We start from the raw sequence: 26,255 nt of genomic DNA, 5'->3' as shown, positions 1-26,255 counted from the left end.
ATGAATAAACAATACCAACAGGGCTACATACTCACTATTGAGCTGATTTTAATTATTACCATTTTAATTATTGGCTCAATTGGGGGTGTTATTTTAGTGCGCGATGCACTTATTAAGCGCTATTACACAAAAGTAGATAACCAAATAACAGTGGTTGATGCTAATAACACCCCTTTGGGAATCGCCATTGGGTTTGATGAGCACCAAGCGCCTTTAATTTTTTACACAGACCGCCAAGCAAATGCAACATATCGCGCTTTAATTGGGATACGCGATGACAGGTTCACCTCACGAGAAGCCATTTATTACGATGCGCCTAATTGCCAAGGCAACCCGTGTATAAAAAGTTTAAGTGATGAGTTTTCAGATAGTTTAGGAGTTAGTAACACCGCGAATAGTGGCAATGTAAGTTATATAAATGCGCTACAACAAGGCCCTAATTATGCCATTGGCCAATTAAGTAACTCCGTAATGGGGCAATTACTAAAAAGTACAGCATTAGCGTGCCCCGCAACAGGTGACGAGATTGTATCGCGCTATATGTCTCAAAAGGTAGTTACTGGTAACCCATGCGAAAGCTTTGCAATTGCTAAACAACAAGCCGATAGTAGTTGCTTGGTTGGTGTAACTGCACTTGGTAATCCGTTACTAGGCATAGACAGTCAGCAATTATCGCAGTCGTGCAATAGTTGCCAAACAGGGTATGAGCCGCAAGGCGATATTCTTGATTTATATTTGCCACAAGTTGAAGTGTTATTAGGAAGCTCGCTTGATGCACTGTCGCTCATAGGTGTAGCAAGCAGTGTAGATGTAGAGCTAGGCAGTATTTGCTGCCCACAAGGTACGCAACTAGAAGAAGATGAAAATATAGTAGAAACACTGGTATTTACTATTTTAGAAACAACTTTTGAGCTGCTAGGTATCGATTTAATAAATAACGACATAATTATTCAAACGCTGGCCCTTATTGGCATAGAGCCTGGCGTAACTTACTGCGAGGCTTCGCTCAATTTAACCTCGGCAGAGCCGGTGTTAAATGCACAAGGCGAACCTGCTTTAAATAACTTACTTCCGCCATTTAGAGTAAAACTTCCATCACATACAAGTGCTAACAGCACGCGTTGGATTTCTACACCGCCGAAAGGTGAAGGAGTGCGCCCATGAACAGCTTATATGCAAATAATATAAATGAATTTAACAACACACAAATAGATGAAATTAAACAAGAAATAACCGAAACACTGACCCTAATGAAGCAGTTTTATGATGTTTCTATCGTTAAATTCGTTGATTATAATGCCTTGTATACGCAACAAATTATTAGCTGCGATGACCCATACAAAGCCGACAGTGAATTAAATAGCTTGGCACAAACGTGCACACAAGAAAAACTCTACATAATTGAAGACACCTTATTTGACCCACTAACAAAAGGGCGCTGCCAACAGGTACGCTTTTACTCTCAATATCCCATTTATAATTTAGATAACAGCTTAATTGGGGTACTGATCATTGCCGATATTTCACCTAAAACACTTATTGGCTCTCAAAAAGAGCAATTTGTATCTTTTGCGCAATTACTGCAAACCCAGCTCAATAAGCATTTTACCCCAACTAAGACAATTAAACCGAGTGAGACAAAATCACTGAATAGATTTGTTCACTTATTTAGCTTAGCGCCGGTGGCCTTTTTAATTGCGCTGGTTATTTGCTCGTTCTCGGCTTTGCTTTTATATACGTTAGATAAAAAAGATAAAAAAAGTGCCTATGCCATACAAACTCAGCAGTTAAGGCAAACGCTGTTTGATGCATTAGAGCGCTTTGACAACCAAGCACTTTACATTACTCAAAAAGATAAAATTGTCGCAGGCTTTTTAAAAAGCCAACAAAGTTATACTCAGCAACAATTAAGTGATTTAGTAAAAACGCAGGTATCAAGCAGTTTAACGTATAAAGGTTTTGTTGTATTTGATAATGACTATAAACAACTTGCCATATGGTCTAAAAACAACTTTGATTTAGCAGCTTATGGCTTTACTAATTGGCTAAACGCATTTTCAATGCGAGCAAATAAACAATCAGTAGAGGTATTTACTGTAGCCGATACAGCGTTTTTAATTTCAGAAATAAACATGGGTAATAGCGCTATTTATACACTCACAGCCTTTGATTTAAGTAAGTTTTTAAATGCCATAATTGGTAAGCTAAATACGCAAAATTATAATTTATTTATATCAACCCCTCAGTTTATATTAGGAAGTAGGGGGGAGCTAAATGTTAAAACTATCCCTAACAGCATAAGCGCAGCAAGTAGTCGTTTTCCTGCTACGTGGCGCTTGCATGTGCAACCCATTAAACCGATAACGCCTGCTAATGTATCTAGGTTCGACTTATTTAAACTGGCATTAATTAGCTTAGCTATATTTGCATTTGTTTATTATTTTTTACGTTTACCAAGGCGCTTACATGACGAAATTAAACAAAAAAACACCCTTATACTTAATAGAGAATCGCTGTTTTCAAGCTCGCTTGATGCACTGCCGCATGGCTTTGCCATTTTTAATAGTAACGAATTTCCGGTAATAACTAATCAGGCATTTAACGAATTGTTTTCTCATGTTATTCAAAACAATAAGCAATTAAGTTACAGCCAAATAATGAGTATTTCTCAACAAAATAATATTATTACCCATTATCAAGAACATAATAAATTAGCTAATGAACATAGCCAATTAATAGATATAGGATTTAGCGATGGCCGCTGGATCACCGTTGTGCAAAGGCATACCGACTTTGGTGGCTTTGTTTGTTACTTTAGAGATGAAACACAAGCGCATCAAAAAGAGTTATTACTTGCCCAAGTAGTAGAAAAATCTAAGCAAGCTAACCAGCTAAAAGATAAATTTGTAGCACGCTTAGCAATGCAATTAAAAGCACCACTTAGTTCACTGCAATCTATAGTAGAGCTTAATTATAAAAACAGTAAAGGCAATTTTAACAATGAGTTAGAAAATGCATGCACACAGTTAAGTTGTGTTGTGCAGCAATTAGTTAATATAAATAAAACCGATACCGGTAAATTAAAGCTTAAAATGAGCGCTATTAATTTAGCTGACTTACTTAAAAATACGGCCGATATTCTTAATAAAGACTCTGATGATAAAAATATAATCATTAGTAACAATATGCCCATAGATAAAGGCATAAGCAGTGATGAAAAACTGATTATGCAATTAATTATTCAGCTTGCTAGTGAGCTTATAGAAAGCACACATCAAGGCAAATTGTCGTTAAATTCTGAGCTAATTAACGAGCAAGGTAAACATTATTTGTCGCTGGATTTTTCTATAAATAACTTAGCAAATCAGGGGAGTTTTTATAGTCAGTTACAAATGGTATGCAAACAACGCTCTATTGAAAGTGATATTAATTTTGATGCTACATTAGAGCTGCGCTTTTTTCTCTCAATTTTTAAAATGCTCGGCGGTAAAAATATTACTGTGCACGAGCGCGGTAAAACAACATCTATTAATTTATCGTTATTAGTTAACACGGTAGAATTGTTACCCGTAAGTGCAAACAAGCAAGAACCCATTACTGTAACTACAACGCATACAGAATTTAACAACACCAAATCGTTGTTATTAGTTGATGATGAACCGCTCGTAGAAATGGTTATTAAAGCCATGCTGAAAGATGAAAACGTAGCAATAGATTATGCAAGTAATGCAATAGAAGCTATGTTGATGGTGTCGCAAAATAATTACGATATTATTTTAATGGATATTGTTATGCCAGAACTCTCGGGCACTGACGCGATGCTTAAAATAAAAAAACATAACGCAGACAAGCAAACCAAAATTATTGCCCACACTTCAGATTCTGACACAAATAGTAATGCAAAGTATGTTGAACTTGGGTTTGACGACATGCTTGAAAAACCAGTAAAGCAGCAAGTATTAATTAATAAAATTAAGCATTTGCTAAGCTAGTCTAAATTAAACAATTTAAAACTGTAAAATACACAGGGCCTATTATTTTGAATAGGCCCAAACTGGCAGTAATTATTTCATGTAGCTGCTACTTTATTTCATAATTTTAAAAATTAAGGTTATTTTATAACTCTTTATTTTTATTCTTTTCGCTTAACTCAAAATAAATCCTACTTACTATTAATAGCCACAGACCGCGTTTTAAAGCCCTCTCAGGTTTTTATAATTATTAAAACCTCAAAAAAATTATTTAAAAAACAAGCTGGGATGATAATTGCTCATCACTATACATACACAGGTTTAGACTAAATTTTAAATATTGATGAGGATATTAAGTATGAGTAAAACACAAACCATTACCGTTGAAGGCCACAAAATTGCGTATCAAGAAATGGGCGAGGGCACACCGCTACTATTATTACATGGTATTCCGACTAACAAATCGTTATGGCGAAATGTTATGCCAACACTGAGTGAGCAACATCGTGTTATTGCACCTGATTTACTCAATTACGGCGAATCGGATATGCCAAAAAATACCGATGTATCAATTAATGCCCAATGCAAAATAATCAGTCAATTTATGGATGAGCTAGGTATTGCTAAAGCAAACGTTGCCTCTCATGATATAGGTGGCGGAATAGCACAACTCATGGCGGTAAATTACCCAGAAAAAGTAAACAGCTTAATATTAATTGATAGTGTTTGCTTTGATTCTTGGCCAATACCCGAGTTTGAACCTTTGCTTGAGCCTGGTGTAGAGCAAGAAACATCGGTTGATGAGTTTGTTGATACGCTAAATGAATTTATGCCAAAAGGTGTATACGATAAAAGCATAATGACCGACGAACTTAAAAAACAGTATTTAAAGCAATGGAGTAATGAGCAAGGTAAAGCAGCGTTATTTAATAATATGCGCCGACTTAATAAAGAGTACACACAAGCAATTGCCGGTGAGCTTAAAAGCTTAAAGCATGAAACCCTCATTTTATGGGGTGATGAAGATAACTTTCAAAAACCTAAATATGCACCTCAGTTAGCTCAAACCTTACCAAATGCAACACTAACTTGGATAGAAAAAGCAGGGCACTGGGTTATAGATGAAAAACCAGAACGAGTAACTTCGTTAATGGGTGAATTTTTGGCTGATAAAAAGTTTTAAAACACCTTAGTTTTAAAGGCCTAGTTAGCCACTTTGGCTAACATGTATATAAAACCATGCCGTTTGAGCTGTATTAATTTTTATATAATTAGTTACTCAAACGGCTTTTTGTTTTCATCTATTTTTTAGTATTAAACCATTTAAGTATAAACCGCTATTAATAGCTCAATATTCATACATTAAAAGTATGCGTAAACGCTTTATATTAGGGTGATTACGCATAGAAAACCACAAGGAACTCAATTTAACATAATACATGTAGGTATATAAAAACCCCTTTATTCGCTAGGTCTACAAGTGACGTTACTGCGTTAAATATAAGGCGAGGGTAGCTGTATACTCGCGACTTTTATTAGTAATACCAAAAGCCTAAGACGATATTATTGTATTTATAAACAATTAGTTAGATACATATTGCTGTAATAATGTACTGCTAATTTTTACCCTCATTTAATTGAGGATAAAACAATGAAGACAATAATAAAGGCATCAATAGTACTTACAGGTTTATGTTTTGCGCACAGTGCAAGTGCTGACAATTGTTTACAAGGTTGCCCAACAGGTTTAGATAATGGCAATACAATTGAGCGAAGTATTTATACTTTAAAAAATAATCGTTATACAAAGTTTGCAGATTGGGTGGCTTACCATGTTACGACTAGCACTATGAGTGGACCATCGAGAAGCAGAAGTTGGAAAGCCGATCCGGATTTATACTCACATTACACGTTAGAGCCTAATGATTATACTGATGCATACGCAACAATAAATACCGATAGAGGCCATCAAGTTCCATTAGCATCTTTCAGTAATACGGATGATTGGAAACTAACAAACTTACTTTCTAATATTACGCCGCAATCATCCGCATTAAATCAAGGCCCATGGGTTAGGCTTGAATCTGCAGTGCGAAATCATGTAGGAAATGGAAATGATTTATATGTAGTAACAGGTCCATTATACGAATATTATTTTGCAGAGTTACCACAAGCTAACGAAGCGCATACCATTCCAAGCGGCTATTTTAAAATTGTTATGCAGCAAACTGGTAGCACAATTAAAGCATCGGCTTTTATTATGGAGCAAACAGCAAGTCGTAGTGATAACTTTTGTAATACCGAAGTAAGTATTGATGAAGTTGAATCGCGCTCGGGTATAAATGTAATGCCAAACTTATCGTATAACAGTGCACAAACAATTGAATCATCAGTGTATGGTTTAAGGTCTGAGCTAGGTTGTAACTAAGTCATATTACTTTTGCGTAAAGCCTTAGGTTTTGAAGAACTTAAACCTAAGGCTTTAAATCAAACCTGATATAAGGCGTAATAAGTTCTTGTAGCAATAAGTTAGCTTTAAATAAAATGATAGAAACGACGGTTACAAAATTTGAGCCTGTTTAAAAAAGGTAATTAATAAAGGCAATATAAAAGGAGTATAGAGGCTGCAATATGGAATTTGTAATTGCTAAGCTTTATAAGATTGAAATACTACATAAATATTAGCGAAAATATAGGTGTAAAATGTAGTGCGTAAGTTGTTGTTAAAATTGACTGTGAATAACAATTTGAACGGTTAACTGAAAGACCAACTTTAAAAGACTATTACAAAACACCAGAAATAGGGGTTTATACCTAAATAATAGAAGCTACTTAACTTTGATTATGTATTAATTCAGCTTATTTAACATAATATAAATTATAGGTAGTTATCTATATTATAATAAGGAGTGCGCACTACACTCCTACTATGTCCAATACTAGACGGTATCGGACATTAAGGTTGTTTTTACCAAGCTATACCTAGTCTTACTTTGCTGTGTACTTTTAGTTTATTCCTGGTCATTACGCTTTTATTATCCATTACACTTAAAACTTTACTAACTATATTACTTACAAAGAACTTTAAGCATTGGCTACTTTAAAATTTTTACCACAGCAGTTTTTGCTTTGCTATTTTCATCAACGTTCTTTCAGTTCGGCGCTCTTTTATTAAAGCGCTATTTAAAACGTTTTATGAAAAGGCTAAATTTATTAAAACTTTATTGGTATTTTAAATGAGCCTGTTAATTTTCTTTATTTGAAAAATAAAGGCTCATTAAGTCAGTTATTATCCGTAGATTTTAAAAAGCTAGCTAAACAACCTTAGCTAATCCATACTTAAAATACGTTCTGCTGTGTATTCGTTAGTAATTAAACCGCTGATCATATTCGATCTAACTGCACCAAGTATCGCAAGTACTTTATCTTCACCGGCGGCTATAGCGTAAATTTGTTTATTACCTTCAATTTTTAATGGCGTACTGGCAACACGTTGGTTTACAGTGCAGTCAATTAATTGGCCGCGTTTGTCGTAAACCCAGCTGATCATTTCGCCCACAGCCCCTAAACTTTGTAGCTCTTTTAGCTCTTGCTCATCAACAAAGCCATCAATATGCAATGGCGATTTTTCGCCTAGGCTACCTACACCCACAAACGTTACGTCGGCTTGGGTGGCCAATTTTAAGTTACTGGTAATATTATGTTGTGAATGCAATTGCTGTTTTTCTTCAACACTTCTTGGTAATACAGGAAGCGGCATTGGGTAATGCTTTGCATTTATATGCTCGGCCATTCTAACAACTACATCATAAGGTGAAGCCGACCCGTCAAGTGCCATGTTACCAAGCATAGCCACTACTTTGTGTTGGCTACAATCTAGCGTTGGCAGTTCATCAACGCATGCACGTAGTACGCGCCCGGTCCCCATAGCTAAAATTTTCGGTGTTTCTGATTTTAAATGGCGTTGTATTTCAGCAGCACCGGCTTGCGCTAAACCCACTGTAGAGTTTGGATCTGAGCCATCGCTAGGCACTACTTCACAAGAGTCTAAGCCAAAACGGCTTTTAATTTTTTCTGCTAAATCCATACATTTAGCAATAGGATGATCGAGCCTTACTTTAATAAGCCCTTGGCTTACAGATAATGCCACCATACGTTGAGCCGATTGACGAGATACATTGAGCTTCTTGGCAATTTCGTCTTGTGTTTTACCCGCAACATAATAGAGCCACCCTGCTCTAGCTGCATCATCGAGCTTACGTATTTCTGTATTTGATAGCTTTGCCACATAAACCTCTTATTTTGATAAGCCGCTTAGTTTTAGCGATAAATCATTTTATAATATTTGCAAATATATCATTCATTTATAAAATGCCGAAGTGTCACATTAATTTAATAACCAATACTTTGGGTAAATTTGCTATTCCTAAAGTATTGGCCTAAAACGGCGGATTAAACTGTTGGTTTTTTAATCGTTAAACCATTTTTATCAAATCTATGTACCTTGTGCTCAGGCGCACTTAAATAAATTGTATCACCATATTGTAGTGGGCAATCGCCATCTGCTTTTACCGTAACCGTACTGCCATCGTTAATAGTTACATGTAAAAAGCTTTCAGAACCTAAATGCTCGATTACGCCTACAGTACCTTGCCAAGTTCCTGACTCAGTTGAAATTTCAAAGTGCTCAGGACGCACACCTAAACTATGCGTTTGTGCATGGCTATCGTTATCTACTTCAATAAAGTTCATTTTTGGTGAACCAATAAAGCCTGCCACAAATTTATTTACCGGGTGCTGATACAGCTCAAGTGGCGTACCAACTTGCTCAATAATCCCCCCATTAAATACCGCAATTCTGTCTGCCATAGTCATCGCTTCAACTTGGTCATGTGTTACATAAATCATTGTTGTAGCTAAGCTTTTGTGTAGTTCAGAAATCTCTAAGCGCATATTTACACGCAGTGATGCATCTAAATTTGAAAGCGGTTCGTCAAACAAAAAAGCCGACGGTTGCCTAACAATTGCGCGCCCTATTGCTACACGTTGGCGTTGCCCGCCAGATAATTGCCCTGGTTTACGGTCTAGGTAATCAGTTAAATTAAGTATTTTAGCAGCATTTGCTATTTTACTTTCAATTTCAGCAGGGCTTACTTTTGCACGTTTTAGTGGAAACGCAATATTATTGCGTACACTCATGTGCGGGTACAAAGCGTACGACTGAAAGACCATAGCTAAACCACGTTTTGCCGGTGGCGTCTGTGTTGCATCTTGGCCATCAATCTCAATTGTGCCGCTGGTTGTGTCTTCCAATCCGGCAATCATACGTAGTAATGTTGATTTACCACAGCCCGATGGCCCTACAAATACAATAAATTCACCGTCTTTTATCTCTAAATCAAGCGGTTTAATTACGTTAACTTCATCAAAACTTTTAGTTACTTTTTTTAGTGTGATGCTGCCCATGTGTGTTCTCCTACTTTACTGCGCCAAAGCTTAAGCCGCGCACTAATTGTTTTTGACTAAACCAACCAAGAATTAATATTGGCACAATGGCCATGGCAGATGCTGCCGACAACTTGGCGTAAAATAACCCTTCTGGGCTTGAGTAACTGGCAATAAATGCCGTTAGTGGTGCGGCATTCGCAGCGGTTAGAATGAGTGTCCAAAATGCTTCGTTCCATGCCAAAATTACGTTTAACAGTAATGTTGAGGCTATGCCGGGTAATGCGATTGGCAGTAATACATGAAATATTTCCTCGCCAATAGTTGCACCATCCATTCGTGACGCCTCTAAAATTTCACCCGGAATTTCTCTAAAGTAGGTGTATAACATCCATACCATAATCGGTAAGTTTATTAAGGTCATAACAATAACTAAGCCCAGTTTTGTATCTAATAAGGCAAAGTCTCTAAAGAGTAAATAAATAGGAATTAACACCCCTACCGGCGGGAGCATTTTTGTAGAAAGCATCCACATAAGTAGGTTTTTAGTTTTTTTAGTTTGCACAAACGCCATTGACCACGCGGCTGGTACGGCTATTAATAAGCCCAATAAACTTGAGCCGAGTGATATAACCACCGAGTTCCAAAAGTGATCAAAATACGGCGAGCGGGCTAACACATCTTGATAGTTTTCCAGTGTCCAATCAAAAGCAAATAACGCTGGTGTGGCTGATATTGCTTCTGCTTCGGTTTTAAAACTGGTGATTAATGTCCATAAAATTGGGAAAAATATCATCCCACTGATGGTCCATGCTGCCAGGGTATAAATTAGTTTTGATTTTTTATTTGCTGCACTAGCCATGATTAACCCTCTAAGTTTTTACCAATAAGGCGCATTAAAAATATGGCTACAATATTGGCAATAATTACTGCAACTATGCCCCCTGCTGAGCCCCCGCCTACATCAAATTGTAATAACGATTGGGTGTAAATTAAGTAAGTAATATTGGTTGATGCATACCCAGGCCCGCCACTGGTTGTCACTAAAATTTCTGCAAAAATAGACAATAAAAATATAGTTTCAATTAAAATAACAGCGGTAACAGCGCGAGATAAATGCGGCAGCACGATGTAAAAAAACTTACTAAAAGGCCCTGCACCATCTAAATCGGCAGCTTCGAGTTGTTCGCGGTCAAGGGATTGAATTGCCGTGAGTAATATCAACGCTGCAAACGGTAACCACTGCCAAGAAACAATAATAATGATTGAAAACAAAGGCATTTGCGCAAAAAAGTCGATAGGTTCAAACCCGAGCCAAATTGCAAAGTGTGCAAATAATCCGTTTACAGGGTTCATAAACATGTTTTTCCACACCAAAGCCGATACGGTTGGCATAACAAAAAATGGGGCGAGAACCATAATACGAACATAGTTTCGCCCCCATATTGCTTGGTCGAGGAGAACAGCTAAACCGATACCACCACAAATTGTGATAGCTAATACACCCGTTACTAAATAAAGGGTATTAAAAAAGGATTCAACAAATGCGGGATCTGTTAAAAAAAACTCGTAGTTTAAAAAGCCTACAAATTCACGTTCACCAGGAATAAGTAAGTTGTAATCTACAAACGAGAAATAGAGTGTCATGCACAGCGGCACTATCATCCATCCTAGTAATAAAATTACACTAGGAAATAGCATTGTGCGTGCAAGCGTACGAGACTGTGTAGTTGCCATATCAGTGACCTTCAAAAAGTCAGCATTATCCTTAGCAACAACGACAAACGGCTACTAGATAACATGCTAATGCTGACGAAAAATACGAGGTAAGCGTTAAACTTACCCGCCTACTTATTTATTTTGGGTAGCGTGCTTTACGCATTGTGCGCTCAACTAGGCGTTGTGATGTGTTAAGCGCTTGCTCAACAGTCATTTGCCCAGTAAGTGCAGCGGAAAACTGCTGCCCAACAGCAGTGCCAATTCCTTGAAATTCAGGGATAGCAACAAACTGAATGCCAACATAAGGCACGGGTTTAACAGTAGGGTTTTTCGGGTCGGCCGAATTAATAGAATCAAGCGTTATTTGTGCAAACGGTGCTGCATTCATGTATTGCTCGTTTTCATAAAGTGATGCGCGAGTACCCGGCGGTACTTTTGCCCAGCCTTTGTTATCGGCAACTAATTGGCTGTACTCTTTTGATGTAGCCCAGCTAATAAATTTCATTGCAGCATCAGATTTTTTACTACTAGAAGGAATTGCAAGTGTCCATGACCATAGCCAATTACCACGTTTACCTAGGCCATTATCTGGTGCAAGTGCAAAGCCTACTTTATCAGCGACTTCAGAATCTTTTTTATTGGTTACAAATGCGCCAGCAACCGTTGCATCAATCCAGATACCACATTTACCCGTTTGAAATAACGCTAGGTTTTCGTTAAACCCATTCGCTGACGAACCCGCAGGTCCAGACTCTTTCATAACATCTACATAGTACTGGAGTGTGGCTTTCCACTCTGGGGTGTTAAATTGTGGTTTCCAATTTTCATCAAACCAGCGAGCGCCAAACGAATTTGCCATTGAAGTAATTAAAGCAACATTTTCGCCCCAACCCGCTTTACCGCGTAAGCAAAGGCCATAAACACCTTCATCTTTATTGGTCATCGCTTTTGCAGCTTTTTGAATAAAGCTCCACGTAGGCGCGTTTGGCATTTCTAGGCCGGCTTTTTCCATTAGGTCTGTACGGTACATAACCATAGAGCTTTCGCCATAAAATGGGGCCGCGTATAATTTGTTATCTATCGTTAAGCCACTGCGAATAGCCGGTAGTAAGTCATCAACGTCGTAATTTTCACCTAGGTTATCAAGCTCAGTTAGCCAGTTTTGTTTACCCCAAATTGGCACTTCATATGTGCCAATTGTCATTACATCGTATTGGCCGCCTTTTGTGGCAACATCGGTTGTTACACGTTGACGTAAAATATTTTCTTCTAGTGTTACCCATTTTAATGAAATATCTGGGTTTTGTTCTTCAAAATGATTGCTAAGCTCTTTCATGGTGATCATGTCACCATTATTAACAGTGGCAATGGTTATGGTTTCTTTAGCGGCTACGTTAATAGCCATAACTGAACACGCGAGCATTAATAATTTAGTTTTCATCGGGTTAACCCTCATAAATATGTTAAATGACGCTTAAAAAATAACTGTAAAGCGCCTTAGTAAATAAAGCGGTGAGTAATTTCAACGTATTTACAGCGCTGAAATTACCTTTAAACCAAACAGTAAGTTAGTAAGCTATTTAAAATTTAACTGAGATTTCTGAGGTGAAACCGTCAAAACCACGACCAATTTGGCCGCCTGAGTTTGCGCCTTCTTCTTGGTTTACATACTCAACTTTTAAAAGTGTAGAATCTGTAAACCAGTAACCTGCGGCTACTTGTAAGCGCTCAACTGTGTTATCGTTTTGGCTGATTAAATCGGAAGTGTTTTCTGACTCTGCATAGCGTGCGGCTACGTAAAGTTTTTCAGGAATGATATATTGCTGTGCTTCAACGGCGTAATATTCTACTGAGCTTTCGCCTTTAATTACACTGTTAGAATCAAACGTAGTACCGTTTTCGTCTGCCACGCCATCTGTACCAAAGTAGGTAATACCTGCCACTGCGTTACCTGCAGAGTCTGCAAAGGTGTAATCGTCAGACGATTTACCCAACATTAAAATGATGCTGGTTTGATCTGATGGCTGATACGCTAAATTTAATTGAATGATAGACTGATCAAGCCCTGGCATAACACCTACGTGAGTATCACGTTCGCTTGAAGGAGAAGCCGAAAAGTTATAGTTTTCGCCATCACCAAAACGGTAATTTGTTGTTGTGAGTCCATCTAAGCTCGCTACGCCATTTTCAAAACGAAGTTGGTCGCCTTGGTTAGCTTGTAAGTAATTTAAGCCAACTTTAAAGCCACCTTCAAACTCTAATGTACCTTGTAAGCGGTAATTAAAGCCTCTATCTTCTTGAAATGCTTCGCCAAAGCTTGATGTAGTAATGTGACCTGCCACGTTATAAGAACGAAGCACACCACTGTCAAAAGTTTCTGTGTAGCTTAATTGTGCACCGTTTTCTGCGGTTGCGTAGTCGTTAATGCCGTTACCAATTAAGGCATTACCTTGGTTATCAGCGCCGTCTTGAAAACCTTTGAACTGAAATGGAGACGCGCCAATATTACCTAAACGAAGCGTTAAATTTTCGTTTTCGTTTGGTGTCCCGTATAAGCCAAGTAAATCAAATTCAATACCTGCAAAGTCGTTATGGAACGAAAAATCACGGTCGCCGCCGCCAAAATCGTTTGGCTCTTCGGCTATATCAATGTCGGCAGTAATGTATTCATTTATATGAAACTTAAGCATTAAGTTAGCTCTAATACGCCCAAAACCTGATGACTGCTCTTCATCTCCAGGACGAAATGCACCGTCTTTAGCTTGTATAGACTGAAAGTTTTGCATTGCTAGAAAGTTAACGTCAAGGCGGTCAAAGTAATCTGACATTTCTGCTTGTGCAGGCGCCGCCAACGCTGCTGCTACTAAAGTTAGCGCAAATTTAGCTTTCTTATTATTTAACATAATGAACTCTCTATTTAGTGTGTTGTGTATTTTCAGTGTGCAGCTAAAGCAAATGGGCATTTTATTTAAATGTGTTTTTAAACTTCGTAATGGGCATTGGCTCAGCTAATGAGCATAATCACAAATGAATAATGTAACGTCAACATCTTTTATTACAAAACATTTACATGAAATCGTGTTTATAAAAATTTACATTTATAAACAAGGGTTTAATAGTTTTGAATTCCAAAATAAAATTGCCAGTTATGACTAAAGTCTTATTTAAAATGTTCTGTAGAGGGCTATTGAAGAGCGTTATTTAACATTTATTAACCAATTAAATGGTGTGGGCGTTTAATTAATACGGCAGGTTTAGGCGCGTAAAAGCGCTAATTGGTTGTTTTTTGATTTACTTTCTTGAGCTTATACAGTGCTTAGCATAAAATTAAATTACTTTAGATGTATAAAAAATAGAAGTAATTAACATATGGAATTTGTGCGCCCGCTTGAGCCTATACTTATTATTGATGACGTTAAGGAAATACGTGACTACCTAAACCAAATATTAACGGAGCTAGGCTTTGAAGATATTTTAGAAAGCAACGATTACCTTTCTGCAAAACCCCTTCTTGATAAAAAATCACCCAATGTCATATTTTTGGATGTGGACTTACCTGATTCTGAAAGCTCTGATATTCTAGAACATATTAATGATAGCTACCCTCACGCTCACGTTGTTATGTGCTCGGGTCATAACACCCTTGAAAACGTGCAAAACACCTGGGAATTAGGCGCTAAAGGCTTTATAGAAAAACCTTTTAACGCTAAAAAAGTTAATTCTGTTATGAAGCGCCTCGAACTAAGCGAATAAAATAAGGTCAGTATGCAAAGCACTGTTACGGCAATTATCGACGATTTATCGAGTGTTATTTTTGGCAAAAAACAACAAATAAAACTAGCACTCACCTGCTTATTCAGTGAAGGACATTTACTGATAGAAGATTTACCCGGTATGGGCAAAACTACGCTCTCACATGCACTTGCTGCTGTGCTAGGGCTGTCGTATCAGCGTATACAATTTACAAGCGATCTTTTACCTGCCGATATTTTAGGAACCAATGTATTTAACGCTAATGAGCACACGTTTACATTTCATAAAGGGCCGATTTTTAGCCAAGTTGTATTAGCAGATGAAATAAACCGCGCGGGCCCTAAAACGCAAAGTGCATTGCTTGAGGCAATGGAAGAGCAGCAAGTTACAGTAGATGGTACTAAGTACATGTTACCAAATCCTTTTTTTGTAATTGCCACGCAAAACCCGCTTTATCAGTCGGGTACTTACCCACTTCCAGAATCGCAGTTAGATCGATTTTTAATGCGTATAAGTTTAGGTTTTCCTCCTAAAGAGGCTGAAAAACAACTTATTTTAAACATTAAACCGCGAGACTACAGCCAATTACCACAAAGAATAGACGCTAAGCAGCTACAGCAAATTCAAACCTTAATTAACCAAATTGTGATAAGTAGCCCTGTAATCGATTATATTATTGAATTAGTAACACATACTCGTCAAAGCGCAGCATTTGCAGGCTCGCTCTCTCCTCGGGCAAGTATGGCGCTGGCCAAAGCGGCTAAGTCGTGGGCATTTATTGAAGGGCGAGAGTTTGTAACCCCTGACGATGTACAAGCTGTATTTGCCAGTGTGTGCCAACACCGATTAGGACTGCATAACGAGTCAGGCGAAGCGCAAGTAAATGAAATCTTAAAAACCGTTGCTGTGCCAGTTTAACGTGTTATTTAAAAAAAAAGCCAAAAAGGTCAGTATATTAGGCGCATTAAAAAAGCGTATACTTAATAAACTACTTAAAAACAAGCATTCAAAGCAATCCATTACGCTGGCTCATAACAATATTTATGTAGTGCCCTCGCAGCTCGGCTTTTACTTTATTATTGTGGCTATTTTAAATTTTGTTATGGGCATTAATTATCAAAATAACTTAATTTTGGTGATGGCTTATTTAATGTTTGTGGTGATGATTATTGCCGTACTGCTTGGTTATACAAATGCCAAAGGGCTAAAAGTTGAATATATAAAAAGCTTTGCCAGCTTCTCACCAAATAAAGGCTCGGTTAAATTTATTTTAAAAGCTCCTACACTTACGCAATCAGTATCGCTTAGCTACTCGAGTGATCCAGAATATGCAAAGCACTTAGCGCAAGTTACACCCAAAGACAGCGCTTTAAGTATTAACCTACCTTATAATGCCCGCGGTAAATATACCCTTGAACGATTTAAAATACACAGTAATTACCCATTTGGGCTGGTAAGCGTGTGGAGTTATATACAACCAAATGACTCTGTTTACGTTTACCCTGCGCCAGAGCATGTATTAAACGACACTTACAACATTACGTTTGAACACACAACGCAAACAGGCAGTATTAAAGAGCCCGGCAGCGAAGAGTTTGATGAGCTAATTACGCATTTACCAGAAATGGGGCTGCAGCGAATTTCATGGAAACATTACGCTAAATCACAGCAGTTGCTAGTAAAAGAATTTATAGATTATAAAAAGTCCGATATTGTTTTTGATTTTAACCTGCTAACGGGTAACACCGAGCAACGCTTGAGTCAGCTTTGCTTTTTAGTGTGTAATGCATGCGAAAACAACACGCCGTTTACACTAATTTTGCCCTCAGCAAGTTACAAAGCAACTAACGACACGCACGATAAATCACAGTGTTTAGCACTTCTGAGCGAATACGGCGGAGCAAATAATGGCTGAGCTATTAAATTACCGGGCAATTAATTTATCAATGAGCTTTATATACGCCTGCTTATTCGCGTTTTATTTATCGCATATGCCCATACTGTTTATTGGGGTTTTATCGCTTTTATGTCTTTGGAACGTGTACTTAACACTGACTAACAACCCTAAACCTAACGCGTGGCTTGCAAATATTTTGGCTGGACTAGCTTTAATATTAATGATTTACACCATAGGTATAGGCGATACAGTCATATTGTTTGTTGCTATGTTATTGCTCTCTAGTATTTTTAAATTACTGCAGGCTAAAACAAAAAAACATTACCATATTATTGTCACACTCACGTTTTTTTCTATTTCATCGGCGTATTTGTTTAACCAAAGCATAATAACCACCTTAACCATGAGCGCCCTATTTTTACTCAACTTTGCTGTATTGAGCTTAATTGAATCTTCGCATAGTTTAAAATTAGCCTCTAAACAAAGTGCTAAGCTGTTATTTATTGCTTTGCCTTTAGCAATATTTTTGCTGTTGTTTTTACCTAAAATGCCCGCTTTTTGGCAGTTACCTGGGCCAAAGCTTGCTAAAACAGGGCTCTCTGAACAGGTAGACCCTTTTGATATTGCAAAGCTGTCTAATTCTGATGAACTGGTTTTTAGAGCACGTTTTGATAACGACACGCCCGTCTCGCCTTATTATTGGCGAGCACTTGTGCACGATACCTTTGATGGTAAAGCGTGGAAAACATCTGATTTATTAAAATATAATAATCAAAGCGCTGATCCCAATAAACAAATTACGATACAACACACCTACACTATTATTGCCGAGCCTGCTAATCAAAAATGGTTATATGGGCTTGATTACGCAACCAGTAACAATAAAAATGTTGAAAGTAATGCGCTAGGGTTACTTCGAAAAAAACAATATCAAGCTAAAAGCTTGCAGTATCAGGTATCAAGTACAGCACTGAGTACAGAGCAACTTTCAGATTGGCAAACCGCTTATTACACACGCTTAAATAACCAAACAAACCAACAAGCAGCCAAGCTTGCTGCCAAACTTAAACAATCAACCACCTCGCAAAGCGACTTTTATAATGCATTGCTTAGCTACTTTGCTAAACAAGAATTTAGCTACACGTTAACCCCCGAGCCTATGACCGGTGACAGCACTATTGATCAATTTTTATTTGATAAAAAGCGCGGCTTTTGCGGCCATTACGCCAGTGCAGCAGCGTATATTTTTAGAAGCGCCGGTATTCCCGCGCGCTTGGCCAGCGGTTATTTAGGTGGCGAAAAAAACCAAACAAATAACTACTTATCGGTTCGTCAATACGATGCCCACGCTTGGGTTGAAGTGTATATTAATAATCAGTGGCAAATTTTTGATGCCACTGCGGTGGTCGCCCCTGAGCGTTTAAATGGTTCACTTTCGCAAAACGAAGAACTCAATGATGAATTTAAAAGTAATCTCGATTTTGGCTTAGTGAGCTTAAGTAACTTTGCAGCCGTTAATTGGTTAAGGCTCAAACTAGAAACCCTTGATTACCAATGGACCAGCTGGGTACTTGGCTTTGACGAAGAAAAGCAAAGCAACTTTTTAAAATCACTTTTTGGTAGTAAACATCTTTGGCTGGTCCCTTTAGCGGTTATTTTAGGACTTGCTTTTAGCTTTGCTGCTTACTTTATTTATTTAAATTGGCCACGCAATAAAAGTAAACGCCCGCCGTTAGTTTCAGAATTTGAGGTAATTAAGCACTGGGCAGATAAAAACGACATAGCGGCGCCTAGTCACTATTCACCTAATCAGCAGTTAATATACTTTGCTGAGCAAAGCCCTGATGCTGCGGAACCATTAAGCGAATTTAGCTATTTATTTAACCAAGTGCGCTACGCTAAAAAACCTTTTACTAAAGAACGTAAAAATCAGGCTAAAGATCTGATAAAATTAATTAAATCTTCAAAATAGAGAAAACTATGAATGCGGTTGTTATAGGCGTTATTTTAATGCTTGGGCTCTCCTTAGCCCGGGTAAATGTCATTGTAGCTATGATAATTAGTGCACTTGTAGCTGGTTTAACAGCGGGTTTAGGGATAAAAGAAAGTGTTGATGCATTTAATTCTGGCTTGTCGGCCGGCGCTGAAATTGCACTAAGTTACGCAATGTTAGGTGCCTTTGCAGTGGCTATTTCAAAATCGGGATTAACCCGTATCCTCGCCGAAAAGCTATTAAACAAAGTGAATGCACAAGGTGCAGGCAGCGAAACCTTTTTAAGCTATTTTATTTTATTAATTATATTAGGCTTCGCTATTTCTTCTCAAAATTTAGTGCCTGTGCACATAGCCTTTATACCTATTTTAATCCCCCCTTTGCTCGTTGTGTTTAATCAACTACGTTTAGACCGCCGTGCCATTGCCTGTATATTAACGTTTGGTTTAGCTACCTCTTACATGGTATTGCCTTATGGATTTGGTGGCATTTACTTATACTCTATTTTGCATAAAAACTTAGTTGATAACGGCCTAGACATAGTGAACACCCAAGTGCCTATGGCAATGATTATTCCAGCCTGCGGTATGTTGGTTGGGTTAATTATTGCGGTGTTTATAAGTTACGCAAAGCGCCGTGACTACCAAGCGCAACCGTTAACAACACAAAGCAAAGCTAGCGACATTGAGAAACCAAAAAAAGTGATGATCGTGGGTTTGTTTGCTGTGCTTTCATCCTTGGTCGCTCAAAACCTAAGTGGCTCTATGATATTAGGCGGCCTTGTTGGCGTAATGATATTTAGTGTATTTGGTGTTGTTAAGTGGGAAGAAAACGGCGACGTATTTAGTAAAGGCGTGGCCATGATGGCGATGATTGGCTTTATTATGATTTCGGCTCAAGGATTTGCCTCAGTAATGAAAGCAACCGGTGATGTAGCAAGTTTAGTTCACAGTGGCGCGGCGTTATTTGATGGCAATAAGCCCCTCGCTGCGGCCTCTATTTTATTGGTGGGATTATTGATAACAATGGGTATTGGTAGTTCGTTTTCTACAGTGCCAATTATAGCTACCTTATTTGTTCCTTTATGTTTAGATTTAGGTTTCTCGGTTATGGCAACTGCGGCTTTAGTGGGTACTGCGGGTGCATTAGGTGATGCGGGCTCTCCTGCCTCTGACTCTACACTTGGGCCAACCTCGGGTTTAAATGCCGATGGTCAACATGACCATATACGAGATTCGGTGATCCCCACCTTTATACATTTTAATATTCCATTACTTATATTTGGTTGGATTGCGGCTATGGTGCTTTAACACCTCTGCACTATAGTGTGTATAATTCATTATTTTTAAGGCATGTATTCCATGCCTTTTTTATACCTCCATATTTTGTTGACCTAATCTATATTTTTTTATAGATGTTAAGATTGCTTTTACAACAACTCAGTATGATGTGTTCTTTTTATATAATTAAATAAGCACCTAATAAAGATGCTTATTTAAAGGCCGCTTGCCTTAATATTTACTTATCAAAACCGTAAATCATTTTATCGCACACAACCGGTGTCGGTCTGTGGTCATCATCTACAGCTACAAAGGTAAAGCTGCCTGAAATAGCCGAGTGCTTATCATCTTTATGCATGGTTTCTAAACAAATATCCACATCCACTTTAAGTGATGTATTGCCCACATGCACAACTTTAGCAATTAGCTCAGCAAAAGTACCCGCTGGAATAGCCTCTTTAAAATCAACTCTATCAGATGAAATAGTCACTAACGGCTTTCGGCAAAAACGAGTGGCGGCAATAAAAGCAACCTCGTCCATCCATGCTAACGCATCGCCACCAAATAATGTGTTGTGATGGTTAGTGCGCCCAGGAAACACGGTTTTAGTAACCGAGGTCGTTGAGTCTTCAATACGCTTTGCAATAATTGCATCGCGGTTAATGTCTGTCATAGTATCTACTTTTTATTAGCAAGCTTATCTTGCATCAATAATGCTGGGTCTAGGCGCTCGCCTTCCCAGTTAAAACGCCAATCAAGGTGTGGGCCTGTTACACGCCCTGTCGCACCTATTTCGGCAACTTTGTCGCCTTGCCTTATTGTATCGCCTACTTTTACATCTAATTTGCTTAAATGAATATATGTAGAGGTAACGCCATGGCCGTGGTCAATAATAAGCGTACCGCCAGAGTAGTATAAATCGGGATCAGCAAACACCACGGTGCCACTAATCGGTGCATAAACAGGCGAGCCGGTTTTATTGGCAATATCTAAACCAAAATGAGGGCGTCGCGGTTCACCGTTAAAATAACGTTGGCTACCATAAACACCCGATATACGCCCTTGTGCAGGCTTTAATACCGGGTCTAAAAAGTACTGTAAATCAGAGTTAACTGCGCGCGCTTTACGTATTGCTTGTGCCTCACGGCTAATACGTGCGCTTACTTCTTTAGGGGGCGACACATACTTTTTTGCCACACCGGTAATTTTATCAATTTTATAATCACGTTTAGTGATCATTAAATCTTGCGTGTGTGTTTTACCGTTATTATCTACCCACGTAAGGGCGTGTTTTGCTTTCGCGTCGCGACCAAAGCCAAACACAAAATCGCCAGAGTCTGATAACTTTAATGTTTTACCATCTAGCGATACCGACTTTACATTTTCAAGCTTGCCAGTCACTAAGCCGCCCTGGGTTAGGTGCCCTTTTAGCTCAAGCGCTAATGCACTAAAGCTAGTGGTGGTTACAAGCGCTGTGGCTAAAAGAGTTTTAAGCATAACTAATCGATCCCTTTCCTACGCCTTCATATGCGGTAATTTTTACGTCTTTGTCTGGGTATTCTGCCTTGACTTGCTCAGCAAGATGTTGAGCAATACATTCTACCGTTGTATCAACTGGTAAAATGTCACAGCGTGACTCGCTGATCGCCATTTCAAAGTAACCTTGTGCAGCGGTGTAAGCAAAACACACATCATCGTTTTTAGCGCTTATGTGTTTTAATTCGCTTGCAGCGATTTGGTCTTCACGCGTGGCTAAGTAAATATCTTGCCATTTTTCTGCCCATTGCTTTTGTAAGCGTGGCATAGACATACCATCTAAACTAATACCAATTTGCGAGCGATGGCCATGAATAATACGCTGACAGTTACCATCGTGCTTTTTAAGGCCATGGCTGTAATGATAATAAAAACTTTGGCTGTGCTCTGGTTTAAGCGACAACTCAATTTTTTCAATGTTTCCTGGCAGTTTTGGTAAAATAGTGTCGATTAAAAATTCAGTCACTGATTCAACGCTAATTTCTGGCGCGTCTATCATGCAATAAGCTTGATGCGGAGCACTCATGGCTAAATGGTGGTTATCACCAAATATGCAATCGAGCGTTTTGTGCGAATCAAATTCTTGTACTGTGCCATTTAAACCTTTAGCAATTGCTAATTTGTGATCTAAACAGTCGTCAATTATCCCTTTAATTTGCTTTTTAACTAAGCCAAAGTCTAACACCATAGACTCTTCATTTAGCTTGCCATGCAACGTTAAGTCAACAATCCAGCTCTCGCCAACGGCGCCGCGTTTGTTACATAAGTAAGAAAAATCAATCACTGTTAGTGAGTTAACAAAAAGGATCATAAACTTCCTTTAAACTGGTTATAAGTCAGGGGTAATTATAATGATTTCTGATTGTAATTGCGCGGTTTTATAGTGCAAAAAGCAATCGCCACTACTGATTGGCGATAAATCACGCAAAAAAGTGTTTTTTTCAACTGCTCCGAGTTGTTTAGCGTACAAGTGTACGCTAAAGTACTTGGCAATTTCTAAGCGAAGATAAGTGTTATGGAACCTAAAAATAGCTATACAAAAGAAGATTTGATCCTATGTGGTCAAGGTGAAATGTTTGGTGAAGGTAACTGCCGTTTACCAAGCGACAACATGTTAATGATGGACCGTATTACTTCAATCACTGCTGATGGCGGCGAGCACGGTAAAGGCCAAATTGTAGCTGAGCTTGATATTGACCCAAGCCTATGGTTTTTCGATTGCCATTTTAAAGGCGACCCAGTTATGCCAGGTTGTTTAGGGCTAGATGCTATGTGGCAACTCGTTGGCTTTTTCTTAGGCTGGTCTGGTGGCCCTGGTTTAGGCCGTGCTTTAGGTGTGGGTGAAGTTAAATTTACCGGTCAAATTTTACCTACCGCTAAAAAAGTAACGTACCGCCTTGATATGAAACGTGTAATTAAGCGTAAACTATTTATGGGTATGGCTGATGGCACAGTTGAAGTAGATGGCCGCGTAATTTACGAAGCAAAAGATTTAAAAGTGGGCTTATTTCAAGACACAAGCGCATTCTAAAATTAGTAATGAATGTATGCAAAAAGGCCTCCAGTTGGAGGCCTTTTTACGTTAATTCTTATCTGATGAATTAGGTTTTATACATGTTTCGGTTTTCAATTGCTTCACGCCAACCGCCTAACCATTCTGACTTAGGATCGATTTGCTGATAAGGGCATAGCTCTTTTGAGCGCCCGGCTAGACCTGCTTTAAAACCTTGAGAATGAGCTCTTTCTAAACGATCTCTTTTTTGTCTCTTCATCGGTAATATCCTCACCTTTTTTAATTATAAATTTTGTAGCATTAGTGAAATCTACATTTAATGAATAGTTAATAAAAATGTTAAATTCAAATAGCAAAATTAATTAATTTGTTTGACATTAACTAACATGCTGATGCAAAAATAATTTAACACTAATAAAAACACAGTGGTCGCACCACTTCATTTCTTACTGCTTCTTTAATTTACAATACGGCTATCTAACCGCTTAAATGCACTTATGTGCTAAGGCGTGTTCTACTTAGCTGATTTAAATATCTCCATTGAAGCACTTAAATAACTATTTAATGAAAGCACCTAATGGGCAGCATATGGTTCGTATTTATGCGGCACTATCGCCTTGTATAAATCCCAAACACCACTGCAAATTTAACCAGCAAAAATCAACACGACCTATTTATCCGACACACCTTTTTTGGCTAAGTTCCAAACAAAAATGTAATCATGACGATTTTATTGCAATTTGCCCTTTTGTTTAAAAAACAGCTTTAACGATTTATTTTTAAACAATTGGTATTTATGCTTGATTAATTAAAGTCGATCGGTCTAATATGGGTTAACTTTAAAAAGGCTATTAGGGGTTACTTATAATGAACACTGCTCAGGCACCTGCACGGCGCGGAAGACCCCCTAAAATACCTCGCGAAAACGCCGATACCAAGGCGCACCTTATTAGGGTTGGCCTAGAAACCTTAACTGAATTTGGTTTTAGCGCAACTGGCCTTGATACCATTTTAAAAAAAGCCGGCGTGCCTAAAGGCTCATTTTATCATTACTTTAAAAGTAAAGAAGCGTTTGGTATTGCCTTAGTAAATGCCTACGATGACTACTTTATTACTAAGCTCAAAAAATATTTAACCGATAGCAATACACCGCCCCTGGAGCGCTTAATTCACTTTACGCAAAGCGCCATTATGGGCATGCAAAAATACCAGTACAAACGCGGTTGTTTGGTCGGCAATTTAAATCAAGAGCTAAATCATTTAAGTGATGAATTTAAAATCCGCCTCCTACAAAGCTACGTAGCATGGCAGCAGCAAGTGGAGCAGTGTTTAAATGAAGCACAGCAACAAGGCACGATTGCTAAAACTGTTGATACGCAGCTTATGAGTGAATATTTTTGGATTGGCTGGGAAGGCGCCGTTATGCGCGCTAAACTTACCCAATCAAGTAAACCCCTTACGTTGTATACAGAAATGTTTTTACGCGCATTACTTACCTAATGCGCATTTTATTTAACCATTAAAAACCGATCGGTCTAAAAGGATATGTTATGAGTAACTCAGTTAAAGCTATTGTAATTACCAAAGACGAAAACTACGCTGCGGCGCTTAGTGAAGTGCAGCAAAGTGACCTACCAGATCAAAACGTGCAACTTGATGTACTTTACAGCACACTCAATTACAAAGATGGGCTAGCCATAACTGGTAAAGGCCCAGTTGTGCGCAGTTTTCCTATGGTGCCAGGCATCGATTTAGTGGGCACAGTAAGTGCAACAAGTACGGATGAATTTACTGTTGGCGATAATGTAATTTTAAATGGCTTTGGTGTGGGCGAAAAACACTGGGGGGGCCTTGCACAAAAGGCATCGCTTAATAGTGATTGGTTAATCCCCCTCCCTGCAGCGCTTTCGCCAAAACAAGCAATGCAAATTGGCACCGCGGGCTACACTGCAATGCTGAGTGTTATTGCCCTTGAAAAACAAGGCATCACTCCAAGTGATGGCGAAATATTAGTGACCGGTGCAAACGGCGGTGTTGGTAGCTTTGCCATTTATTTATTAACTCAGCTGGGCTATAACGTAACCGCTGCAACAGGAAGAATGGAGCAAAGCGATTACTTAAAAGAACTAGGTGCGTCACAAATTATTAGCCGCGATGAGCTTTCAAACCCAGGTAAGCCACTTCAAAAAGAACGCTTTGCGGGTGCTATAGATTCGGTAGGGAGCCACACGCTTGCTAATATTTGTGCATCGCTTAAATACGGTGGTGTGGTTACTGCGTGTGGTTTAGCCCAAGGCATGGATTTACCCGCATCAGTAGCGCCCTTTATTTTACGTGGTGTATCTTTAATTGGTATAGACAGCGTTATGCGCCCTAAAAAAGACAGAGTAGAAGCATGGGACAGACTAGCAAGCTTAGTTAAAGCCGATTACCTTGATAAAATTTCAACCGAAATTACACTTGAACAAGTAATCGAAAATGCCGAGCAACTTATGGAAGGTAAAATTCGCGGCCGCGTAGTTGTTAATTGCCAAAGTTAAGCAATTTTATCTATTAAAGCCTCGTTATTAAATTTATAATGGCATTTGTATTTTTATTAATGAGGCAACACCTATGAGCAACCAAGATCTTTACAGTAATAACCCACTGCAAGGCGTAAAATTAGAGCAAGTGGTTGAAGAACTGGTTGAGCAATATGGGTGGGAGCTACTACACGCTTATTTGCAATTAAACTGTTTTAAAAACAACCCTGATGTAAAATCGGCGGTTAAGTTTTTACGTAAAACACAATGGGCACAAGAAAAGGTAGATAACTTTTACCTATACCGCCTTAAAAACTTACCTAAACCCGACGATGTACAATACGAATTACCGCCACGAGATAGAGTTATTCCTGCTGATCATAAACCGGGGGAGCCGTGCGAATTAAGTTTTAGTGATGCAAAGCGAATTATGGAAAAAAAGGCCACTAAACAACGCGCCAGGGCACGAAAACAACGCTCAAATGCAACTAACCCGTGGGGTAACTAAGTTAACCTCAACTCTGAATAATAAATCTATCTCTAGCAGCTATTTTCAGCGCTAACAGCGTTGAATTTACTTGCAATAGGCTAGCTATTGAGGCGTTAATTCGCCTTGTTTTCACCGA

The 26,255-nt window shown here is 38.5% G+C and carries 23 protein-coding genes; 13 read left to right on the top strand and 10 right to left on the bottom strand.

Annotated elements, in window-relative coordinates:
* The 4 genes from PSH48_RS02620 (at position 1) to PSH48_RS02605 (ending at position 6,399) form a co-directional block, all read left to right on the top strand.
* On the top strand, positions 1-1,164 hold the full coding sequence (locus tag PSH48_RS02620; protein WP_273610839.1) for a hypothetical protein: 1,164 nt from the start codon (positions 1-3) through the stop codon (positions 1,162-1,164).
* Entirely contained in the window at positions 1,161-3,992 is a 2,832-nt protein-coding gene (locus PSH48_RS02615; protein ID WP_273610838.1) for a response regulator, read from the top strand. The genes PSH48_RS02620 and PSH48_RS02615 overlap by 4 nt, the downstream gene beginning before the upstream one ends.
* A gap of 337 nt (positions 3,993-4,329) precedes the next feature.
* Complete coding sequence (locus PSH48_RS02610) at positions 4,330-5,154, top strand: alpha/beta fold hydrolase (protein WP_273606741.1); 825 nt, start codon at positions 4,330-4,332, stop codon at positions 5,152-5,154.
* 468 nt (positions 5,155-5,622) lie between these two features.
* Entirely contained in the window at positions 5,623-6,399 is a 777-nt protein-coding gene (locus tag PSH48_RS02605; RefSeq protein ID WP_128581553.1) for a DNA/RNA non-specific endonuclease, read from the top strand.
* Between the two features lie 900 nt (positions 6,400-7,299).
* On the opposite strand, the gene PSH48_RS02600 is transcribed toward PSH48_RS02605, so the two are convergent.
* From PSH48_RS02600 to PSH48_RS02575, 6 genes are all read right to left on the bottom strand, one after another.
* Positions 7,300-8,259 carry a sugar-binding transcriptional regulator gene (locus tag PSH48_RS02600; protein WP_064385369.1) on the bottom strand — a complete coding sequence of 320 codons (960 nt, stop codon included), beginning with the start codon at positions 8,257-8,259 and terminating at the stop codon, positions 7,300-7,302.
* A gap of 164 nt (positions 8,260-8,423) precedes the next feature.
* On the bottom strand, positions 8,424-9,437 hold the full coding sequence (locus PSH48_RS02595) for an ABC transporter ATP-binding protein (RefSeq protein ID WP_273610837.1): 1,014 nt from the start codon (positions 9,435-9,437) through the stop codon (positions 8,424-8,426).
* A gap of 10 nt (positions 9,438-9,447) precedes the next feature.
* The gene (locus PSH48_RS02590) at positions 9,448-10,278 is read right to left on the bottom strand and encodes a carbohydrate ABC transporter permease (protein ID WP_004586533.1); all 831 of its coding nucleotides are present in this window, start codon (positions 10,276-10,278) and stop codon (positions 9,448-9,450) included.
* A gap of 2 nt (positions 10,279-10,280) precedes the next feature.
* Positions 10,281-11,153 (bottom strand): carbohydrate ABC transporter permease, encoded by an 873-nt coding sequence (locus tag PSH48_RS02585; protein WP_273610836.1) that lies wholly within the window; start codon positions 11,151-11,153, stop codon positions 10,281-10,283.
* A gap of 118 nt (positions 11,154-11,271) precedes the next feature.
* Positions 11,272-12,576 carry an ABC transporter substrate-binding protein gene (locus PSH48_RS02580; RefSeq protein WP_029772292.1) on the bottom strand — a complete coding sequence of 435 codons (1,305 nt, stop codon included), beginning with the start codon at positions 12,574-12,576 and terminating at the stop codon, positions 11,272-11,274.
* A 139-nt stretch (positions 12,577-12,715) separates the two neighbouring features.
* A complete protein-coding gene (locus PSH48_RS02575) occupies positions 12,716-14,038 on the bottom strand; it encodes a hypothetical protein (protein WP_029772291.1) in 1,323 nt (440 codons plus the stop codon).
* Between the two features lie 466 nt (positions 14,039-14,504).
* On the opposite strand from PSH48_RS02575, the gene PSH48_RS02570 reads away from it, so the two are divergent.
* The 5 genes from PSH48_RS02570 to PSH48_RS02550 are packed head-to-tail and all read left to right on the top strand — an operon-like array spanning position 14,505 to position 20,088.
* Entirely contained in the window at positions 14,505-14,888 is a 384-nt protein-coding gene (locus tag PSH48_RS02570; RefSeq protein ID WP_029772290.1) for a response regulator, read from the top strand.
* 12 nt (positions 14,889-14,900) lie between these two features.
* A complete protein-coding gene (locus PSH48_RS02565) occupies positions 14,901-15,806 on the top strand; it encodes an AAA family ATPase (RefSeq protein ID WP_248530883.1) in 906 nt (301 codons plus the stop codon).
* Positions 15,790-16,803 (top strand): DUF58 domain-containing protein, encoded by a 1,014-nt coding sequence (locus tag PSH48_RS02560; protein WP_443197864.1) that lies wholly within the window; start codon positions 15,790-15,792, stop codon positions 16,801-16,803. Before PSH48_RS02565 ends, PSH48_RS02560 begins: the two co-directional genes overlap by 17 nt.
* Positions 16,796-18,757, top strand: a complete 1,962-nt coding sequence (locus PSH48_RS02555) for a transglutaminase family protein (protein ID WP_273610834.1) — start codon at positions 16,796-16,798, stop codon at positions 18,755-18,757. Before PSH48_RS02560 ends, PSH48_RS02555 begins: the two co-directional genes overlap by 8 nt.
* An 8-nt stretch (positions 18,758-18,765) precedes the next feature.
* A complete protein-coding gene (locus PSH48_RS02550; protein WP_273610833.1) occupies positions 18,766-20,088 on the top strand; it encodes a Na+/H+ antiporter family protein in 1,323 nt (440 codons plus the stop codon).
* Between the two features lie 208 nt (positions 20,089-20,296).
* On the opposite strand, the gene PSH48_RS02545 is transcribed toward PSH48_RS02550, so the two are convergent.
* Genes PSH48_RS02545 through PSH48_RS02535 form a run of 3 tightly spaced genes read right to left on the bottom strand, consistent with a single transcriptional unit; the run spans position 20,297 to position 22,405 of the window.
* On the bottom strand, positions 20,297-20,731 hold the full coding sequence (locus PSH48_RS02545; protein ID WP_024033640.1) for an acyl-CoA thioesterase: 435 nt from the start codon (positions 20,729-20,731) through the stop codon (positions 20,297-20,299).
* Positions 20,732-20,736: 5 nt separating this feature from the next.
* A complete protein-coding gene (locus tag PSH48_RS02540) occupies positions 20,737-21,555 on the bottom strand; it encodes a M23 family metallopeptidase (protein WP_273610832.1) in 819 nt (272 codons plus the stop codon).
* Positions 21,548-22,405 carry a 6-carboxytetrahydropterin synthase gene (locus PSH48_RS02535; RefSeq protein WP_273610831.1) on the bottom strand — a complete coding sequence of 286 codons (858 nt, stop codon included), beginning with the start codon at positions 22,403-22,405 and terminating at the stop codon, positions 21,548-21,550. Before PSH48_RS02535 ends, PSH48_RS02540 begins: the two co-directional genes overlap by 8 nt.
* A 204-nt stretch (positions 22,406-22,609) precedes the next feature.
* On the opposite strand from PSH48_RS02535, the gene fabA reads away from it, so the two are divergent.
* Positions 22,610-23,125, top strand: coding sequence for a bifunctional 3-hydroxydecanoyl-ACP dehydratase/trans-2-decenoyl-ACP isomerase (gene fabA / locus PSH48_RS02530; protein ID WP_004586523.1), 516 nt, complete (start codon positions 22,610-22,612; stop codon positions 23,123-23,125).
* 70 nt (positions 23,126-23,195) lie between these two features.
* Here the strand turns inward: fabA and rmf are convergent, their stop codons facing one another.
* Positions 23,196-23,366 carry a ribosome modulation factor gene (gene rmf / locus PSH48_RS02525; protein ID WP_004586522.1) on the bottom strand — a complete coding sequence of 57 codons (171 nt, stop codon included), beginning with the start codon at positions 23,364-23,366 and terminating at the stop codon, positions 23,196-23,198.
* Between the two features lie 608 nt (positions 23,367-23,974).
* Between rmf and acuR the strand changes: the two genes are divergently transcribed.
* From acuR to PSH48_RS02510, 3 genes are all read left to right on the top strand, one after another.
* Positions 23,975-24,607, top strand: coding sequence for an acrylate utilization transcriptional regulator AcuR (gene acuR, locus PSH48_RS02520; RefSeq protein ID WP_273587245.1), 633 nt, complete (start codon positions 23,975-23,977; stop codon positions 24,605-24,607).
* Positions 24,608-24,657: 50 nt separating this feature from the next.
* Positions 24,658-25,647, top strand: a complete 990-nt coding sequence (gene acuI / locus PSH48_RS02515) for an acrylyl-CoA reductase (NADPH) (protein WP_273610830.1) — start codon at positions 24,658-24,660, stop codon at positions 25,645-25,647.
* A 73-nt stretch (positions 25,648-25,720) separates the two neighbouring features.
* On the top strand, positions 25,721-26,137 hold the full coding sequence (locus PSH48_RS02510) for a VF530 family DNA-binding protein (protein WP_004586518.1): 417 nt from the start codon (positions 25,721-25,723) through the stop codon (positions 26,135-26,137).
* Positions 26,138-26,255: the final 118 nt, after the last annotated feature.

This window comes from Pseudoalteromonas sp. Angola-4 (genome assembly GCF_028599265.1).
Taxonomy (GTDB): Bacteria; Pseudomonadota; Gammaproteobacteria; order Enterobacterales; family Alteromonadaceae; genus Pseudoalteromonas; species Pseudoalteromonas atlantica.
Note: the sequence above shows the minus strand (reverse complement) of the source record. Positions and strands in the feature narration are given on the sequence as shown.